16 protein-coding genes are annotated in these 18983 nt (G+C 61.3%); 11 read left to right on the forward strand and 5 right to left on the reverse strand.

The window, feature by feature from the left end; genetic code table 11:
- Positions 1–41: 41 nt before the first annotated feature.
- Entirely contained in the window at positions 42–1436 is a 1395-nt protein-coding gene (locus tag ACFFNA_RS40015; RefSeq protein ID WP_111542428.1) for a M48 family metalloprotease, read from the reverse strand.
- Between the two features lie 145 nt (positions 1437–1581).
- Here ACFFNA_RS40015 and ACFFNA_RS40020 point away from each other — a divergent pair, with 145 nt between their 5' ends.
- On the forward strand, positions 1582–2730 hold the full coding sequence (locus tag ACFFNA_RS40020) for a pyridoxal phosphate-dependent aminotransferase (RefSeq protein ID WP_378925908.1): 1149 nt from the start codon (positions 1582–1584) through the stop codon (positions 2728–2730).
- A gap of 4 nt (positions 2731–2734) precedes the next feature.
- Positions 2735–3664 (forward strand): glutaminase, encoded by a 930-nt coding sequence (locus tag ACFFNA_RS40025; RefSeq protein WP_378925910.1) that lies wholly within the window; start codon positions 2735–2737, stop codon positions 3662–3664.
- A 230-nt stretch (positions 3665–3894) separates the two neighbouring features.
- Here the strand turns inward: ACFFNA_RS40025 and ACFFNA_RS40030 are convergent, their stop codons facing one another.
- Together ACFFNA_RS40030 and ACFFNA_RS40035 are read right to left on the reverse strand one after the other, a co-directional pair.
- Entirely contained in the window at positions 3895–4128 is a 234-nt protein-coding gene (locus ACFFNA_RS40030; RefSeq protein ID WP_378925912.1) for a hypothetical protein, read from the reverse strand.
- 198 nt (positions 4129–4326) lie between these two features.
- Complete coding sequence (locus ACFFNA_RS40035; RefSeq protein ID WP_378925914.1) at positions 4327–7302, reverse strand: Rne/Rng family ribonuclease; 2976 nt, start codon at positions 7300–7302, stop codon at positions 4327–4329.
- 652 nt (positions 7303–7954) lie between these two features.
- On the opposite strand from ACFFNA_RS40035, the gene ACFFNA_RS40040 reads away from it, so the two are divergent.
- The 8 genes from ACFFNA_RS40040 to ACFFNA_RS40075 all read left to right on the forward strand — a co-directional run bounded on the left by ACFFNA_RS40040 (position 7955) and on the right by ACFFNA_RS40075 (position 16599).
- Positions 7955–9223, forward strand: a complete 1269-nt coding sequence (locus tag ACFFNA_RS40040) for an N-acetylmuramoyl-L-alanine amidase (protein ID WP_378925916.1) — start codon at positions 7955–7957, stop codon at positions 9221–9223.
- Between the two features lie 214 nt (positions 9224–9437).
- Positions 9438–11894: a penicillin-binding protein 1A gene (locus ACFFNA_RS40045; RefSeq protein WP_111548585.1), complete on the forward strand. Its 2457-nt coding sequence runs from the start codon at positions 9438–9440 to the stop codon at positions 11892–11894.
- Positions 11895–12011: 117 nt separating this feature from the next.
- A protein-coding gene (prfB, locus tag ACFFNA_RS40050) for a peptide chain release factor 2 (RefSeq protein WP_378925918.1) occupies positions 12012–13143 on the forward strand; the annotation gives its coding sequence in 2 pieces (ribosomal slippage) (positions 12012–12077 and positions 12079–13143; 1131 coding nt in all).
- A gap of 122 nt (positions 13144–13265) precedes the next feature.
- Complete coding sequence (locus ACFFNA_RS40055; RefSeq protein WP_378925920.1) at positions 13266–13682, forward strand: GFA family protein; 417 nt, start codon at positions 13266–13268, stop codon at positions 13680–13682.
- A gap of 192 nt (positions 13683–13874) precedes the next feature.
- The gene (locus ACFFNA_RS40060) at positions 13875–14252 is read left to right on the forward strand and encodes a hypothetical protein (protein ID WP_111548588.1); all 378 of its coding nucleotides are present in this window, start codon (positions 13875–13877) and stop codon (positions 14250–14252) included.
- Positions 14253–14478: 226 nt separating this feature from the next.
- Positions 14479–14847 carry a GFA family protein gene (locus ACFFNA_RS40065; RefSeq protein ID WP_378925922.1) on the forward strand — a complete coding sequence of 123 codons (369 nt, stop codon included), beginning with the start codon at positions 14479–14481 and terminating at the stop codon, positions 14845–14847.
- A 153-nt stretch (positions 14848–15000) separates the two neighbouring features.
- Complete coding sequence (locus ACFFNA_RS40070; RefSeq protein ID WP_027045634.1) at positions 15001–15651, forward strand: YiaD family glycine zipper/OmpA-like lipoprotein; 651 nt, start codon at positions 15001–15003, stop codon at positions 15649–15651.
- Positions 15652–15993: 342 nt separating this feature from the next.
- Positions 15994–16599 (forward strand): hypothetical protein, encoded by a 606-nt coding sequence (locus tag ACFFNA_RS40075; protein WP_378925924.1) that lies wholly within the window; start codon positions 15994–15996, stop codon positions 16597–16599.
- Between the two features lie 70 nt (positions 16600–16669).
- Here ACFFNA_RS40075 and ACFFNA_RS40080 read toward each other — a convergent pair whose 3' ends face one another.
- Positions 16670–16942: a DUF2798 domain-containing protein gene (locus ACFFNA_RS40080; RefSeq protein WP_111548591.1), complete on the reverse strand. Its 273-nt coding sequence runs from the start codon at positions 16940–16942 to the stop codon at positions 16670–16672.
- 47 nt (positions 16943–16989) lie between these two features.
- Positions 16990–17871 (reverse strand): NmrA/HSCARG family protein, encoded by an 882-nt coding sequence (locus ACFFNA_RS40085; RefSeq protein ID WP_378925927.1) that lies wholly within the window; start codon positions 17869–17871, stop codon positions 16990–16992.
- A gap of 119 nt (positions 17872–17990) precedes the next feature.
- Between ACFFNA_RS40085 and ACFFNA_RS40090 the strand changes: the two genes are divergently transcribed.
- Positions 17991–18884 (forward strand): LysR family transcriptional regulator, encoded by an 894-nt coding sequence (locus ACFFNA_RS40090; protein ID WP_378925929.1) that lies wholly within the window; start codon positions 17991–17993, stop codon positions 18882–18884.
- Positions 18885–18983 lie beyond the last annotated feature (99 nt).

Consider the following 18983-nt stretch of genomic DNA (forward strand, 5'->3'; position numbering starts at 1 on the left):
CGGCCCGGTTCCGACTGTGTCGCAGCGCGCGGCCGGAAGGTTCACTTGATCTTGGTTGATGGTGCGTAATTTATGATGTCCTGGGCGCGAAGCCAGCGCGGTTCGCCGCGCTTCATCTGCTGCTGTGCCCGCATGGCGAAAATCTTAGCATCCTTGTAGTTGCCGGAATAGAAATGACCTTCGGCGGTGGCAAGCTCGGCGCCTGGTATGTCACCCAGTTCGCCGTAGGCCTGCGCCAGATAGCGATACCCGGCGGAATTTTCCTTGTCGCGCCCGAGGCCATTGTTGATCTGCACGACGGCTTTCTTCAGGGATTCTGGCGTACCGACGGCCATCAGCGCCTGGCCAAGGGAGACAGGCAGCAAGCCGGACCGCGCCGGGTCGAGGCTGACCGCCTTGGCATAGGCATCCGCGGCATCCTTGGGCTTGTTCGCCTTCATCAGGATATCGCCGCGCAGTTCCTGGAAATAGGCATTTTTCGGCTGCGCCTTGATCAGTGCATTGGTTTTGGCGAGCGCGGTGGCGATGTTGCCGAACAGGTAAGTCGACTGGGCTTCGCCATATTGCGCGGCGAGGCTGCCGGGCATCTTGCGCATCAGCCGCGCCGCCGCCGCTTGGCCTTCCATGTAGACGGCGATCTTCATGCGCATCATGTCGTGCCGCTGCTGCAGTGCCGGCGGGTCGACCTTGTCGACATTGGGGCTCTGTTTCACCAGCACTTCGAGATTGGCGATACGGTCCTGCGGCATCGGATGGCTGATCCGGTAGGGATCGACCTGCGCGCCCGACAGCGACAGCGCTGTCTGGAAACGGTGGAACGTCTTCAGCATGCCCATGCCGGACTGGCCGGTGGCGTTGAGATAGGTGATCGCCGAGCGGTCGGCCGTCATCTCCTCCGTGCGCTGATAGGCGAGGATGCTGCGCTGCGCCATCTCGCCGCCGCCCGCCGCCACGCCCATGCCGGCGCCGGCAAGGCCGCGGCTGTTGGTGGTGGCGCCGGCGACCATGGCGCCGGCGCCAAGCAATGTCGCGATGATGGCCATCGTCTTGGCGCGTTCGAGCTGGTCGCGCAGCTTCTGCTGGTGGCCGCCGGCGATATGGCCGGCTTCGTGGGCAATGACGCCGATAATCTCGTTGGGCGTTTCGGCTGTCATCAGCGCGCCGGTGTTGATGAACAGCCGGCGCCCGGTGACGAAGGCGTTGAAACTCTGGTCGTTGACCAGCACGATGTCGATGCCGTCATTCGCCAGCCCCGCCGCCTTGAAGATCGGCCGCGCATAGTCGCGCACCAGCGCCTCGATCTCGGCGTCGCGTACCACAGGCACGTTCTGGGCGAAGGCGCTGACCGAACTCGCCACCGCGACGGCGGCGCCAAGCGAAAGCGTCGCGAAGACGCGCGCTGCCTGGGCAATCGTCGATCTGGGTAGGCTCAACATGACGGTTCCACTGGTAGACGAGCGGGCGAAAGATGAAAAGTCGGCGCCGGAAACTTCCTCAACTTGTGATCCTCACATCAATCGGGCATTTGTGCGGCGCATGCGCCAGAGCCTGGCGCCCTCAACCATCGGGAAGACTGGTTAAATGGTCGTTTCGCTCTCACGTCGTGGAAATGTCGAGCCCTTCCATGCCATGGACATTCTGGCCGAGGCAAACCGCCTGAAGGCCCAGGGCGTGCCGGTCGTTTCCATGGCCGTCGGCCAGCCCTCCGACCCGGCGCCGATCGGCGTTCGCGTGGCCGCGGCCAAGGCCTTGCAGGACGGACGTATCGGCTACACCGACACGCTCGGCCTCGCCGCGCTGCGCAAGGCGATTGCCGAACACTACGGCGATCACTATGGGCTTGACATTCCGCCGAGCCGGATCGCGGTGACCACCGGATCGTCGGCCGCCTTCAACCTCGCCTTCCTGGCGATGTTCGATCCGGGCGACCGCGTCGCCATCGCCGCGCCCGGCTATCCCGCCTATCGCAACATCATGGCCGCACTCGGCATCGACGTGGTCGAGATCGAGCTCGGCGACGCCGCCTATCTGCATGCCGGTCATCTGGAAACCGCGCATCGCGAAAAACCGCTGAAAGGCGTCCTGTTCGCAAGTCCGGCCAATCCGACCGGCGCGGTGATACCGGCCGATGAGCTGGCGGCCCTGGTGAGGGCGGCGCAGGAACTCGGCATCGCCGTCATCTCCGACGAAATCTACCATCGGCTGGCCTATGCCGCCCCCGACACCACGGCGCTTGCCTATGGCGGCGACGTAACGGTGATCAACTCGTTCTCGAAATATTACTGCATGACCGGCTGGCGCATCGGCTGGATGGTGCTGCCCGAAGAACTGGTGCGGCCGGTCGAGCGCGTCGCCCAGAGCCTCTACATCTCGCCGCCGGAACTGTCGCAGATCGCCGCGATCGAGGCTTTCAAGGCGACTGAGGAACTGGAAGCGGTGAAAGGCCGCTACGCCTGGAATCGCGAGCTCTTGATGAAACGCCTGCCGGAACTCGGCTTTCCGCTGGCGGCACCGATGGACGGCGCCTTCTATGCCTTTTGCGATGTCACCAGGCACACCAATGACAGCATGGCCTTCGCGCGAAAGATGCTAGCGCAGGCGCATGTCGCGGCGACGCCCGGCCGTGACTTCGACACTCATGCCGGCCACCGCACGATGCGTTTCTCCTATGCCGGCAGCCACGACGACATGGTCGAGGCGATGGCGCGCATTGAACGCTGGTTGAGGTAGCATCATGCCGGAACTCGAACAGGCGCTGGCTGAAGTCGCCGCTGAAATGGCGCAACGCACCGATCGTGGCGATGTCGCCACCTACATTCCGCAGCTCGGCAAGGTCGACCCAAGGAAGTTCGGCATTGCCGCCGTCACCAATGACGGCCGCGTGCTGATGGCGGGCGACGCCGATCAGGCCTTTTCGATCCAGAGCATCTCGAAAGTCTTCACCCTGACGCTGGCGCTCGGCAATGTCGGCGACGCGTTGTGGCAGCGCGTCGGACGCGAGCCGTCGGGCAATCCGTTCAACTCGATCGTCCAGCTCGAGCATGAGAACGGCATTCCGCGCAATCCGTTCATCAATGCCGGCGCCATCGTCGTTTCCGACATCCTGCTTGCCGGCCACCAGCCGCGCGAGGCGATCGGCGAAATCCTGCGCTTCATCCAATTCCTGGCCGATGACGAGACGATCATTATCGACCGCGAGGTCGCGGCCTCCGAACGGGCCACCGGCTATCGCAACTTCGCGCTTGCCAACTACATGAAATCCTTCGGCAATCTAAACCATGCGCCGGAGCTGGCGCTGGGCGTCTACTTCCACCACTGCGCCATCGCCATGAGCTGCCGGCAATTGGCGCTCGCCGGCCGCTTCCTCGCCAATGGCGGCAAGAACCCGGCGACCGGGCATTCCGTGGTGTCGGCCGAACGGGCGCGGCGCATCGGCGCCATGATGCTGACCTGCGGCCACTATGACGGCTCCGGCGATTTCGCCTTCCGCGTCGGCATTCCCGGCAAGAGCGGCGTCGGCGGCGGCATCTTGGGCATCGTGCCGGGCGTAGCCTCGCTTGCCGTCTGGTCGCCCGGCCTCAACGCCAACGGCAATTCCAAGCTGGGGTCGATCGCGCTGGAAAAGCTGGCCAGGATGATGAACTGGTCGATCTTCGCGCCGTAGCCACCTCGAATGTGCCATCCGAAAAGCTGGTCAGTCATGCAAAAATATTTTTGCAGTTCTCTTTAGTTCCTCTGACGGCTCTATTCCATGCAAGGTTAAGTGAACAAAATCTATAAGATCTAAGGAAGAAATTTCCAGGTATTTGGATACAAAAGAATGTTTCAGATAGTCAGAGACATCAATCCTATTTAATTTGCAGGCATAGGAAGCGCCCAAAAACTGGTGGTTAATTACATAATCCCCTGATTAAATCTGGTGATAACTTCATTCAGCGCCCTATCTTTTTGCCCCTCATCCCAGATGACCTCGCACTCATGGGCATGCCGAACATCTGTGTCTTTCCTGAATTCCTCATCCAGGACAGATCTGAGCTCGTCATACCTTTTCTCTCGCCTTAGACGCTCTCGATGCGCATATGTGGCACGAAATTTCTCATAATGTTCATCGGCCTCATCGTCGGTCATTTTCGTCCTCTCGGTGGCCGGCTGCGATTGACGATTTTGTCTACAGTGTTCGATACAGGTTTCTATTTTCCGACCATTCGTCAAGAATGTACGTTGGCATGAATGTCTTCGAGACTTCGTGTCAGAAAAAATCCCGCGCCGTCCTTCAGGACAACGCGGGATTTTTTATCAAGAAATCAAGTCAAGCGGCTGAAAGGCTTAGAAAAAGCCCTTCCGCTGCCACCATCCGGCGCGCTTCGGCTTGTCCTCGGTCTTGGCCGCCGGTTCGTCGGCAACGGTCGAAGACACCACCGGCACGACCGGCGCATCCACGGCCGCCGGCTTGCGCCGTGACGGGCGGACCTTCGGCGTCTCCTCGACAGTCGCTGCCGCTGCCTCGTCGGACGCGGTGGCCGGCGTCTCGGCCGGTGCTTCCGCGACCGCTTCGGCAGCAGCCGGCTCCTCGGCGACGACCTCGGCCGCGGCCTTCTTCGGCTTGGCGGCACGACGTGGCTTCTTCGGCTTTTCCGTGCTCGGCGCGTCGTCATTGGCCGGAGCAAGCGCCACTGGCTCTTCGGCCGGTGCGGCAACTACCGACTCACTGGAGACCGTCACGCTTTCCGCCACTTCACTGTCGAGTGCTTCGACCGTTTCGCCAGCGCTTGTCTCGACCTCGCCTTCACCGTCTTCGCGACGGTTGCGCTTGCCGCCGCGCTTGCCACGCCGGCGCTTCTTGCCTTGGCCTTCATCCGAAGCCTCAACCGTTTCAGACGTTTCGGCCACACCGAGAGGAGCGTCGTCGTCTGCCTCCGCGTCGCCGTCGCTGGCAGTGGCTGCCGAGCCGGAAAACTCAGCGGCCGGTGCGGAGACGGAAGACCCGTCCGCAGGTGCGCCGTGTTCGCGGTCGCGGTCCTTGCCGCCCCGCCGCCGCCGGCGCTTGCGGCGCTTGCGGTCGCGGCCTTCGCCTTCTTCACCACCGGCGGCAGGCCGTGGCTGTTGTTGCTGCGGCTGCTGCTGGCGTGGCTGCTCGGCCTGCACCGGCGCCTCGTCGTCTTCCTCGACGACCACGATCTCGTCCTCGGGCTCTTCCGGCTCGACATAGGCCGGGAAGCTGCGTGCCTCGACAAAGCCTTCCGGCTTCTCAGCCAGCGCGCCGCGGAAGATCGCATAATGCTGCGCCCCGACCGCATCGTCGGCCTCGACGGTGATGGTCAGGCCGAAGCGGCTTTCCAGTTCCACCAGCGTGCCGCGCTTGTGGTTGAGCACGTAGAGTGCGGTCGCCGCCGGCGTCCGCACGGTGATGTGGCTGCGCGAATCCTTCAGCAGGAATTCCTCGATCGCCCGCACCACCATCAGCGCGACCGATGAATCTGACCGCACATGGCCGGTGCCGCCGCAATGCGGGCAGGGCTTCATGGTCGATTCCAGCACGCTGGCGCGGATACGCTGGCGTGACATCTCCATCAGGCCGAAATGCGAGATGCGGCCGACCTGGATGCGCGCACGGTCGTTCTTGAGGTGATCCTTCAACCGCTTCTCGACGGAGCGGTTGTTGCGATTCTCCTCCATGTCGATGAAGTCGATGACGATCAGGCCGGCGAGATCGCGCAGCCTGAGCTGGCGGGCGACTTCCTCGGCCGCTTCCAGATTGGTGTGGAGCGCGGTGTCCTCGATCGAGTGCTCCTTGGTGGAACGGCCCGAATTGACGTCGATGGCGACCAGCGCCTCGGTCTGGTTGATGATGATGTAGCCGCCGCTCTTCAGCGTCACTTGCGGCTGCAGCATGCGGTCGAGCTGGGCCTCGATGCCATTGCGCACGAAGATCGGCGTCGTGTCGCGGAACGGCTGAACCACCTTGGCGTGGCTCGGCATCAGCATGCGCATGAAGTCCTTGGCTTCGCGGTAGCCTTCCTCGCCGGAGACAAGAATCTCGTCGATATCCTTGTTGTAGAGGTCGCGCACCGAGCGCTTGATCAGGCTGCCTTCCTCATAGACCAGGGCAGGGGCCGTGGATTGCAAGGTGAGACTGCGGACATTTTCCCAAAGCCGCATCAGGTATTCGTAGTCGCGCTTGATCTCGGCCTTGGTGCGGCTCTCGCCGGCGGTGCGCAGGATGACGCCCATGCCCTGCGGCACTTCGAGATCGGCAACGACCTCCTTGAGGCGCTTGCGGTCGACCGCGCTGGTGATCTTGCGGGAAATACCGCCGCCGCGCGCCGTGTTGGGCATCAGCACCGAATAGCGGCCGGCAAGCGACAGGTAGGTGGTGAGGGCAGCACCCTTGTTGCCGCGCTCTTCCTTGACGACCTGCACCAGCAGGATCTGCCGGCGCTTGATCACTTCCTGGATCTTGTACTGGCGGCGCACCGGCTTGCGGCGGTTGCGCACTTCTTCCAGCGCATCCTCGGCGCCGACCGATTCGACCTCGTGGTCGTCCGGATGCGAGGATTGCACTTCCTCGAGCATGCCGCGATCATTGTCGCCTGACGTCGCTTCGCTGCCTTCCGCTTGCGGGACGGCTTCGGAAATCACATCGGCTTCGATCGAGGCGGCGATCGACGTCGGGCCGCCTTCGCGCGTTTCGCCCTGCTCGTCTGAACCTTCCTCATGTTCGGACACATCGGCATGTTCCGAAGCATCGGCATGTTCGGACGTATCAACATGTTCGGACGTATCGGCGGCGTGTTCGATGATCTCGGAAGTGTGAGAGATCTCCTCGACAACGACATCGCCGCCATTGTCTGCGCCTTCGCTTGCCTCGCCGGAGCCTTCGCTCTCGCCGGCCGCGCCTGCATCGCGCCTGTGGTCACCGCGGTCGCGGCTCTTGCCACCGCGCCGGCGTCCGCGCCGCCCGCGATCGCGGCTCTGGCGATCATCGCCGTCGCCGTCGCCGTCCTCGTCTTCAGCCTCCTGCGCTTCCGCGCGCAGCAGTGCCTGACGGTCGGCGACCGGAATCTGGTAGTAGTCGGGGTGTATTTCACTGAAGGCGAGAAAACCGTGACGGTTGCCGCCATATTCGACAAAGGCTGCCTGAAGGGAGGGCTCTACGCGCGTTACGCGGGCTAGGTAGATGTTTCCTTTAAGCTGCTTCTTGTCCTGGGATTCAAAGTCGAATTCTTCAATACGGTTACCGCGAACGACGACAACGCGTGTTTCCTCCGGGTGGGAGGCGTCTATCAGCATTTTGTTGGGCATTATTTCGTTTCCCCCCGGCAGCCGTCAGCCGCAGCTTGCGAGGCAATGCCTGCTGCTGCGTGTCTGGAGTGTGGGTGCCGGATATTTGAATGTCCGCCGGCCGCCGCTTGAGCGCCATGGCGGTGCCGCCCGCAGCCATAATGGCGCGGTTTGATGCGGACCTTTCCATGATTGCGCTTGAAGCCATCGTCACCAGCAGAACCTTTTGAACCAAAGCCCGGACGAACCGGACCAGCTTGTTTGCTCATACAGAGCCGGCGCGGGAACAAACCCGGCCGTTTTCCTCACGCAGGCGATTCCCCCGCCACGGGCGCACACCTGCGAAATTCGTCGCGATCACCTGAACCCTTTTCGCTTGAAGCGAAAGGAGCCGCCTTTTCATCTGACCCTGTAGCAGGAAGCTGCGGAGGAGGGCGGTTCCAGGATTGCAGTGATCCACTATCGCTTTTATGATTTGGCGGGGTGGAAGGCAACCCCGATTTCCGATGCCGGCAAAAAGCAGTTCCGTAACGTAAGTACAGGTCCGACCCTTGCATGAAAAGGCTTGGTTAACCTTCTCTGGATACCAATCGTTAATCGAGTTCGCGGCCTAACCGGCACTTCGGCGAAACAGCGGGCGCCTGGCGCCAAACCGGGAGCGACTGGAAGAGAAATGGGACTGGCAGACTTCACAGACAAGGGATGTCGTGTTGGCGGCCAGATCATCAGTGCCTTTTGCCTTCTGCTGTTGCTGGCGGTCTCTTCCGCTTCGTCCTCAGTTGCCAATGCCGCCGACGCACCGCTCGTGGCAAAAGGCTACAAGATGGCGGGCGATGCCACCAAGATGCGCATCGTCATCGATTTCGATCGCGAACCTGACGTCAAATGGTTCCTCCTGCGCGGCCCCAATCGTCTTGTGATCGATCTTGCGAATACGAGATTCGCCATCAACGCCAAGGACTTGAAGGCGCGCGGCCTGGTCAGGGGCGTGCGCCTGGGCGAGCTCGGCGAGGGCGTTTCGCGGCTGATCCTCACCGGCAAGGGACCGTTTGCCGTCGACAAGCTCGATGTGCTCAAGAACGAGGACGGAACCGGCTACCGCATCGCAATCGACATGTCGGCAGTCTCCGAACGCGAGTTCGACGCGGCACTTGCCAATCAGGCGCTGACCACCGGATCGACAGTTTCGACCGACAAGGGAGGGCGGGTCGGCACCGGACCGGTCTCCAATCCGGGCCATCGCTTCACCGTCGTCATCGATCCAGGCCATGGCGGTGTCGACGGCGGCGCCGAGGGCCTGAACGGCACCGTCGAAAAGAACGTCACGCTCGCCTTCGCCACCGAGTTGCGCGACAAGCTGGCGGCCGTCGGCAAATATGATGTGTTCATGACGCGCAGTACCGACGAATTCCTGCGTTTGGATGATCGCGTGCGCATTGCACGACAGCACGAGGCCGACCTGCTTATCTCGATCCACGCCGACACAATCAGCGTCAAGGGCATTCGCGGCGCCACCGTTTACACCGTTTCCGACAAGGCTTCGGATCCCGAGGCGCAGGCGCTTGCCGACCGCGAAAATCTCTCCGACCAGTTCGCCGGCATGGAAATCAAGAACGACAACAAGGAAGTCACCGACATCCTGATCGACCTGATCCGCCGCGAAACGCACAATTTCTCGATGAGTTTCGCCCACACGCTGGTCGGCCAGCTTTCGACCAGCGTCGGCCTTATCAACAATCCGCAGCGTTCGGCGGGGTTCAAGGTGCTGAAAGCACCTGACGTGCCATCCGTGCTGGTCGAACTCGGTTATCTCTCGAATGCCAAGGACGAGGCGCAATTGCTCAATGCCGACTGGCGCGGCAAGGCGGCTCAAAGTATAACCAATGCCGTCGCGCTTTTCGCTTCAGCCAAGGCCGGGGCCGGGGCCGGAACCGGAGGCTGACATGCTCGGCGTCGCCCACGACCAGAGGCAGCGTTGCGCGGCGACAACAGCTTGTGCCATTTATTTCCGGCTTGCGGTCACGAATTCAGGCATTGCCGTATTTTGTCCACATGGTGGCGACATGGGTTTTCGATTGCGGATTGGGACCGGCTCGAAAGCTTGCGTGGAAGGCGGCTTCGTTTAGGAAATTCCCGAACCAAGGACTGGAGCGGGTATGATTCGTCTCATTGGCTATTTTTTCGGCATCGGCACGACGCTGGCCCTTCTGGTCGCGGCGGGCGTTGCGATCTACATCGGCCATTTGGCGAAGGATCTGCCCGACTACGAGGTGCTGGCCAAATACGAGCCGCCAGTGACCACCCGCATCCATGCCTCGGACGGCGCGCTGATGGCCGAATATGCCCGCGAGCGGCGCCTGTACCTGCCGATCCAGGCTATACCGGATCGCGTCAAGGCGGCCTTCCTGTCCGCCGAAGACAAGAACTTCTACAATCACCCCGGCATCGACGTGACCGGCCTTGGCCGCGCCATCATCGTCAACCTGCAGAATTTTGGCTCTGGCAAGCGCCAGGTCGGCGCCTCGACGATCACCCAGCAGGTGGCGAAGAACTTCCTGTTGTCCTCGGACCAGACCTATGAGCGTAAGATCAAGGAGATGATCCTCGCCTTCCGCATCGAGCAGGCCTATCCCAAGGATCGTATTCTCGAGCTCTACCTCAACGAAATCTTTTTCGGCTTCGGCGCCTATGGCGTCGCCGGTGCGGCGCTGACTTATTTCGACAAGTCGGTCAACGAACTGACCGTGGCCGAGGCTGCCTATCTGGCGTCGCTGCCGAAGGGACCGAACAACTACCATCCTTTCAAGCATGCCGATCGCGCGCTGGAGCGCCGCAACTGGGTCATCGACCAGATGGTCGAGAATGGCTACGTGACGCGTGAGGAAGGCGCCAAGGCCAAGGCCGAGCCTCTGGGCGTGACGCCGCGCCGCAACGGCACCTATCTCTTTGCCGGCGAGTACTTCACCGAGGAGGTGCGCCGCCAGATCATCGCCCGTTACGGCGAGAATGCGCTTTACGAAGGCGGCCTTTCCGTCCGCACGACGCTTGATCCGAAGGTTCAGCTCATCGCCCGCAAGGCGATGCAGAACGGGTTGATGAAATACGACACGCTGCGCGGTTATCGCGGACCGGTGACGACCATCGACGTGTCCGGCGACTGGGGCGTGCCGCTGGGCAACGTCAAGGGGCTGGAGGATGTCCCCGAATGGTCGCTGGCCGTCGTGCTCGACAGTTCGGAGGCCGGCCTGTCGATCGGCCTCCAGCCGGCGCGCCAGGCGTCGGGCGAGATCGTCAAGGAACGCGTCGAAGGCACCGTCAGCAAGGATGACATGGGGTTCGCCATGCGCCATGTGGTCGACGGCAAGACCGTCAAGGCCAAGTCGCCGGCCGACGTGTTGAAGCCGGGCGACGTCATCTTCGTGCAGAAGAACGATGGCGCCGATGGCGCCTACAGCCTGCGCCAGGTTCCCGAGGTGGAGGGCGGCCTGATCGCCATGGATCCGCATACCGGCCGCGTGCTGGCCATGGTCGGCGGCTTCTCCTACGCGCAGTCCGAATTCAACCGCGCGACGCAAGCCATGCGCCAGCCTGGTTCCTCGTTCAAGCCGATCGTCTATTCGGCAGCACTCGACAATGGCTATACACCGGCCTCGGTGATCATGGACGGGCCGATCACCATCCAGAGCGGCAACACAACCTGGACGCCGAAGAACTATGACGGCACCGTTGCTGGTCCGGCCACATTGCGCTCCGGCATCGAGAAGTCGCGCAACCTGATGACTGTGCGGCTTGCCAACGACATGGGCATGAAGCTGGTCGTCGAATATGCCGAGCGTTTTGGTGTCTACGACCATCTTGCGCCATATCTGCCGATGGCGCTGGGCTCCGGCGAAACGACCGTGATGCGCATGGTGTCGGCCTACTCTATCATGGCCAATGGCGGCAAGTCGATCAAGCCGTCGCTGATCGACCGCATCCAGGACCGCTACGGCAAGACGGTGTTCAAGCAGGACGAACGTGGCTGCCAGGGCTGCAATGCGCCCGAATGGCAGAACCAGCCGGAACCGGAACTGGTCGACAATTCCGAGCAGGTGCTCGATCCGATGACCGCCTATCAGATCACCTCGATGATGGAAGGTGTTGTGCAGCGCGGCACCGGCGCCACCATCGGCGAACTCGGCCGCCACATCGCCGGTAAGACCGGAACGACGAACGACGAAAAGGACGCCTGGTTCATCGGCTTTACGCCCAACCTCGTCGTCGGCCTCTACATGGGCTACGACACGCCGCGCGGCCTCGGCCATGGCGCTACCGGTGGTGGTCTCGCGGCACCTATCTTCAAGGACTTCATGCGGGTGGCGCTGGATGGCACGCCAAATGTCGACTTCAAGGTGCCGGAAGGCATGAATCTGGTCGCCATCAATCGCAAGACCGGCATGCGTGCCGCTTCGGGCGATCCCGGCACCATCATCGAAGCCTTCAAGCCGGGTACCGGACCCGCCGACAGCTATTGGGTGATCGGCATGGGCGCCGACGGCTCCAATGCCACCGGCGGTGCGCTGTCGCCGCAGGCCAACCAGGCCATCCAGTCCGGCGGCGGCGGCCTCTACTGACGATTTTCATGAGCGGATGGGCTGGCCTTGCGCCAGCCCATTTTGCTTTACAGCCGGCGGCGGCCTGCCTATGTATCGCGCCGACCGATTTCAGCAAACAGGACAGAACAGCCAGCCATGCGCGCGGAAACGCAGAATATTGTCGACGAGATCAGGCAGGCGATTACCCTGCTGAGGAGGCATCTTTGACTGGGATCAGGCCATAAAGCGGCTTGAATACCTCAACGTGCGCGCCGAGGAGGCCAGCCTCTGGAACGAACCGCTGGAAGCGCAGAAGCTGATGCGCGAGCGCCAGGGCCTCGAGGAAGGCATCGCCTCGGTGAAAGGCCTGACGCAGGCGCTGGAAGACAATATCGGCCTGATCGAGCTCGGTGAGGAAGAGCGCGACGAAGGCGTCATCGCCGAGGCGGAAGCAGCGATCCGCTCGATGCGCGGCGAAGCAAAGGCCCGCCAGATCGAGACGCTGCTGTCGGGCGAGGCCGACGCCAACGACACCTATCTTGAAGTCCATGCCGGCGCCGGCGGCACCGAAAGCCAGGACTGGGCTTCGATGCTTTTGCGCATGTACACGCGCTGGGCCGAGCGGCGCCGCTTCAAGGTCGAAGTGCTGGAAGTGCATGACGGCGAAGAGGCCGGCATCAAGTCCGCCACGCTGCTCATCAAGGGCCACAACGCCTATGGCTGGCTGAAGACGGAATCGGGCGTTCATCGCCTGGTGCGCATTTCGCCCTATGACAGCAATGCGCGCCGGCATACGTCGTTCGCCAGCATCTGGGTCTATCCGGTCATCGATGACACGATCGAGATCGACGTTTCCGAATCCGATGTCCGCATCGACACCTATCGCTCGTCCGGCTCGGGCGGCCAGCACGTCAACACCACCGATTCGGCGGTGCGCATCACCCACCTTGCCACCGGCATCGCGGTCGCATGCCAGGCCGAACGGTCGCAGCACAAGAACAAGGCCAAGGCGTGGGAGATGCTGCGCTCGCGCCTCTACGAGGAAGAGCTGAAGAAGCGCGAGGCGGTTGCGAACGCCACCGAAGCGTCGAAGAGCGATATCGGCTGGGGTCACCAGATCCGCTCCTATGTGCTGCAGCCCTACCAGCTGGTGAAGGATCTTCGCACCGGCGTCGAGAGCACCAGCCCGTCGAGCGTGCTCGATGGCGACCTCGACGATTTCATGGAAGCCTCATTGTCGCAGCGTATCGAAGGCGGCGCGGGTGAAGCGGTGGCGGATCTGGATTAATCCTTGGAGCATGATCCCGAAAAGTGGGTACCGGTTTTCTCGGACAAACGGAAACCGTTTGTCCAGAAATCATGCTCAAACAAACAGATAGAACCGCGACCTCATATAGACCGGGATAAGCGATGGCTCGCAAGCTTGTCGGAAAATGTCTGTGCGGCGCTGTGCAATACGCCGTTCGGGACGAATTTGTTTACGCGGCCAACTGCCACTGTTCCAATTGCCGACGAACCACGGGTTCGGCCTTCAAGCCATTCGCCGGTATCGAGCGCGAGAAATTTGTCCTCACCGAAGGCGAGGACAAGCTTCTGATCTTTGGTGATCAAAGCGGCCATGATGCGCATTGCGGGCTGTGCGGTTCGTTACTCTACTCGCTCGTTCGCGAGGGGGCTTTTGTCCACGTGGCGATGGGAACCCTTGCCGACGATCCGTCCATCCGCCCGTCCGCTCATATCTTCGTCGGCTCCAAGGCGGGCTGGTTCACCATCACCGACGACCTGCCGCAATATCAAGAGCATGTCGTCGGAGCTGTCGACGAATAGGCGTCGGCCGGCCACGTAGCAATTTCTTGCGCCGACTCACATTTGCGCTCACCATCACGGCATTGAGGGGAGACAAAAAGCATTTATGGCTGGGCGCGGCATATCTGCTAGCTGATGATCCAGCCGCTGGGAAGACACGTTCCGGGAACGGGCAAGCGAAACGCTTGATGCTCGTTTGAAAGGAACGTTTCCATGTCTGCTGCCACACCCAGATCGGCCAAAGCCGTTCACCCGGCCGGCCGACTCCTGTTTTCCCTGCTCGCAATTCCAATGATAGCAATGCTGTCGGCGCCGGCGCTGGCGCATGACGCCAAGCCGACCGCGGCGAAGCCGCAAGGCTGGAGCTATCCGTTCGCCTGCTGCGCCAACTACGATTGCCATGAAGTGTCGCAGACCTCGATCAGCGAGCGCCCGGATGGCTATGTCATCAAGGACACCGGGGAGGTGTTGGCCTACAGCGACAGACGGATCAAGGATTCGCCCGACGGCGAATTCCATTGGTGCGCGCATGAAGCCGGACTCGATGCCGGCAAGACCATCTGCCTGTTCGTGCCACCGTCATCCTACTAATGCATGTCGCTCAAAACGACATGCATGGAAACAAAGACTTAAAGCGCGTCGCATGAATCCGTTTCGACGCCACGCGCTTTAGGCCTGGCCAGAAAGTTTAGGCCGACGCGTCATTTTTTGCGCTGCGCCAGCGTGTCTGGTGGTCTGCTGACAGACAGTTGTCAGGAGCGCCTGTTTATGCTGCTTTTGCCGCACCAGGCGGCGGGCGACAGGAGGGAGTTCGTTGATGACCATCAAGGCAAGCTGTCACTGCAAGGCGACGACATTCGAGGTTTCGCAGGCACCGCAGACGGTAACGCAATGCACCTGTTCGTTCTGCTCGAAACGCGGCTCGCTGTGGGCCTACTACCTCCCGTCGCAATTCAAGCTCACCAGCCCGCCGGACAACGTTTCTGTCTACCAGTGGGGGTCGAAAACCGTAAAGCACGGTTTTTGCGCCACGTGCGGCTGCGGCACTTTCACGGAGACGCCGGACTGGTCGACAGGCGAGCCGGATTTCGACAATCCCAAGATCAGCGTCAATTCGCGGCTGTTCGATGATTTCGATCTCGACAAGGTCGAAGTGGTGGTCATCGACGGCAAGAACCTCTGGTAACCTCGGCAGGAGGGCGACCGGCCAATTGGCGCCGGGGAAAAGCCGCGGCGGCAGCTTTTGCCGTTCCGTTTTTCGCCGCATTTCATGTTACAAGTCGCGGGAAGGGCTGATTTGGCGCCATCGCAATGGCGTGACTTGGAGAGGGACGATCCTATGAAAAAGACTGTGCTCGTCGTCGTGGCGACGGCTTTGCTTGTGAGCGCCTGCACCACCACCGATCCGTACACGGGCGATCAGAAGATTTCCAACACCGCCGCTGGTGCCGGCCTTGGCGCCCTGGCGGGTGCCAGCCTTGGCCTGCTTGCCGGCGGCAACGACCGCCGCAACGCGCTGATCGGCGCGGGCATCGGCGCGCTTGCCGGCGGTGCCATCGGCGCTACCATGGACCAGAACGAGGCCGAGCTGCGCCGGCAGCTCGAGGGCACTGGTGTCAGCGTCACCCGCAGCGGCGACCAGATCATCCTCAACATGCCGTCCGACATCACCTTCAACACGGATCAGGATGCGGTGAAGCCCGGCTTCTACCAAGTGCTGAACTCGGTCGCGCTGGTGTTGAAGAAGTTCAAGCAGACCACGGTCGACGTTTTCGGCCACACCGATTCGACCGGCGGCGACCAGCACAATTTCGATCTGTCGCAGCGTCGCGCGCTGGCGGTGGCCAACTACCTGTCCGGCCAGGGCGTCGATCAGCGCCGCTTCGCCGTCACCGGCTTTGGCAAGACGCGCCCGGTCGCGTCCAATGCGACGGCCGAAGGCCGCGCCCAGAACCGCCGCGTCGAGATCCAGCTGTCGCCGCTCACCTGATCTGTTGGCAAGCGAATGCAAAACGGCCCCACGTGGGGCCGTTTTTGTTTGAACGGACGTCGGCGCAGATTGGCGCACTAATGCATGTCGCTCAAAAGTGGTGCCGGTTCGAGACAACGACATGCATAGAAACAAAGGCTCAAAGCGCGTCGCATGAATCCGTTTCGACGCGACGCGATTTAGAGAATTAGCTAGTTCTAATTAACTAGTTTCCCGCAACCATGGAAAGGAATAGCATCGTCCCTGTTCCGGAGGGATGAGGCGGTACAACTGGCCGCGCAATCAGCAGTTTTTCCCCGCCTCGGTCTTGCACGGCCAGATCAGAAAATCTGGGAGGAATGCATGATAAGAACAGCCAGCCTTGGGCGTTGCGGCGTCCTGGCTTTAACAAGTCTTATAGGCGCATGGTTGGGCGTCGCTACGGCTGGGGCCGAGGACGCCAACAAAGCCGACATCGACGCCTTAAAAAAGTCGCTCGCCAAATATGAGGACTACACCGCCGCCGTCCGCGACCTCTATCTGTCGACAGTCGGCTGCGTCTACTACAGCGGAGAAAAGATACCCGGCGCGATGGATTACCCGAAAGGCGCCATGGGTATCCATTTCGTCAACGTCCCAAGTATCGGCCAGAAACTCGATCCGATGCACCCCAATGTGCTGATCTACGAACCGACGAAAAAAGGCCTGCGCCTGGTCGGGGTGGAATGGCTGGTGCCGCTGACGCCGGACATCAAAGCGCCGCCGAAGCTGTTTGGCCAAACCTTCATGGGCCCGATGGAGGGACACTATCCGCTCATCCCAAGGGAGTTCGTCCACTACGATCTTCACGCCTGGCTCGGGGACAATCCGAACGGCATGTTCAGTCCGACGAACCCGAATGTGAAATGCAACAAGGCCGAGTTTCCGATGCTGGAGAAACCGACCAAGATGATGCCTGGCCCGATGTAACGGGTGAGCCGGGCTTGGAGCATACGCAGGGGCAAGCCGGATGGCCGGCTTGCCTTTGTTGGCGATGCCGTCAGGACGAGGTCGGCTGATCGACAATTGCCGCAACGATCCGGCGCACGATCGGCAAGACCAGCAGCAGACTTGGAAACGCCACAAGCCATGATGCTCCCCATGCATACGGCCAGGTCGCCACGAAACCGGTTGTCCAGCCCGCATTGATCAGCGTCGATACCGCGGATACAATGCACGACATCAGGATGGAAAGAACGAATGGCATTACCAGCGCATTGTAGGAGGGCGGTAGTTTCCTCGATTTCAAAACCTTGTCCGATAACGCTCGCATCAAGTATCTCCTGTTCAGAAAGTGGACGTATGCGCGGCTGAGCGCGATCAGGTGGCATGCGCCGTTCGCAGGGCCAGGTTCCGAATGAAGCTGCGCAACGAACGCGGTTCCCGGCCCAAGGCGGTGCGCAATGTCAGACTGTTCCCGCCAAGGCCATAGTCGGCGTAGTGGCCATATACCTTGGCCAACAATTGCATCTGGCGGTCACTGTAGGGGAGGCGGGCATTCGCGGCCCACTCGGCAAATGTCGGCTCGCCCGCGAAGACCGGGCGGCCAAGTTCCTCTCCCATTATTGACGCGATCTCTTCCCGGCTATGCATACCCGCGCATAATTCGATCGTCGCATAGGACAGTCGCGCTTCGGTCAATGCGATCGCTGCCACTTCGGCAACATCGCGGTAGTCGACACGCGCCACCTTCGCTGTCTTTGGAAACGGTTCCGAGAAAACACCATGCTCAACGACGGACGGCCAGGCCGCTGCGATATTCTGCATGAAATTGGCCGGGTGCAGGATCGTGTATTCCATCGTTGTCGAGTAGAGAGCGTCCTCGACGGGCACCTTGCTCGCATGGTTTTCCAGCTTCGTATTGGTCGGCTGGATCACCGACGAGAAGACGAATTTTTGAACGCCCGCCTGCGCCGCAGCCTCAACCATGGCAACCCCCATGGCGGCTTCATCGGGGGCAAAGGCCGGTCCAATATGGAAGACCCCGGCGACGCCCTCGACGGCTCTTTCGAGGCTCCGGCGATTGCGCAAATCGCCAGTGGCGACCTCGGATGCGCCTAGCATTCGGGCCTTCTCGGCGTTCGCCGGATCATGGACGAGCGCTCGAACCGTGGCATTGCGGCGCACAAGTTCGGGCACGACCAGTCCGGCGAATCGACCGCTGGCGCCAACAACCAGCACGGTTGGATTGAGTGCTTGCATGACAACTCCCTTCCCACAAGCCTGTCCTCGCGGGACAACTTACAGGGAGGTACGATGTCGCAATCGGCGTTACAATTGTCCGATTTTGCGATAGATTATGTCGATTGCCGGGAGAATGTATGAGCCGGATAGACGATTTCGAGGCTTTCATCGCGATCATCGAGCATGGAAGTCTGACGACTGCCGCGCGCCGGCTGAACCGCTCGCTGCAGTCGGTCAGCCGGTCCTTGGCGGCGCTGGAGGAATCAGTCGGCGTCGAGCTGGTCCACAGGACAACGCGTCGCTCGACACCGAGTGAAGTCGGGGCAGCCTTTTTCAATCGGATCAAACCCGCGGTCGACGAAATAAACGACGCAAGACTTCAAGCGATCAATCAACGATCGGAGCCATCAGGCGTCCTGCGCGTCGGGGCGCCAGTTCTGTTTGGCCCGAACGTCCTGATGCCTGTCATCGCCGAATACATGCGGACGTATCCCCGGGTCGAGGTCGATCTTCAACTTTCCGATGGATTTGCCGATCTTGGTGCCGAAGGTCTCGATCTGGCAATACGCATCGGCGACTTGCCGGATTCCAACTTGAAAGCCAAACGCCTGGGGGCGTTGCGGCGCGTTGTGTTCGGCGCGCCTTCCTATTTTGCGCGGTGCGGCCGGCCGACCCATCCCTTCGAACTGAGTGAGCACGGTTGTATCATCAGAACCGTTAACGAGCGTCCAGGTGAATGGACGTTTCAGATCGACGGGAAACCCCGGACCGTGAAGGTCGCAGGCGCTTTTCGCTCCAATCTGATGACCTCGGTCTATGCCGCCGCAATCCACGGACTGGGTTTGGGCTTCTCGCCGCTTTGGCAGATCAGACATTTGGTGGACGATGGTCGCGTCGAGCTGGTTTTGACGGAATTCGAGCCGGCGCCCGTGCCGATCCATGCCTTGTGGCAGGAAGGCCGGTCATCTTCGGCCAAGGTTCGCGCGTTTCTGGATTTATTGGCATCCCGCCTGGAACTCAAAAGCCTGTAGCATCGACCGGCTATTTGAATTGCCCAGGTTAAGAGTGACCGGGCCTGTTTTGCGGTTACCGCGCATGGCTCCGGAGCGGGCTCCAAGAAAGCTGCGCAT

It is taken from the genome of Mesorhizobium kowhaii (genome assembly GCF_042431665.1).
Lineage (GTDB): Bacteria > Pseudomonadota > Alphaproteobacteria > Rhizobiales > Rhizobiaceae > Mesorhizobium > Mesorhizobium kowhaii.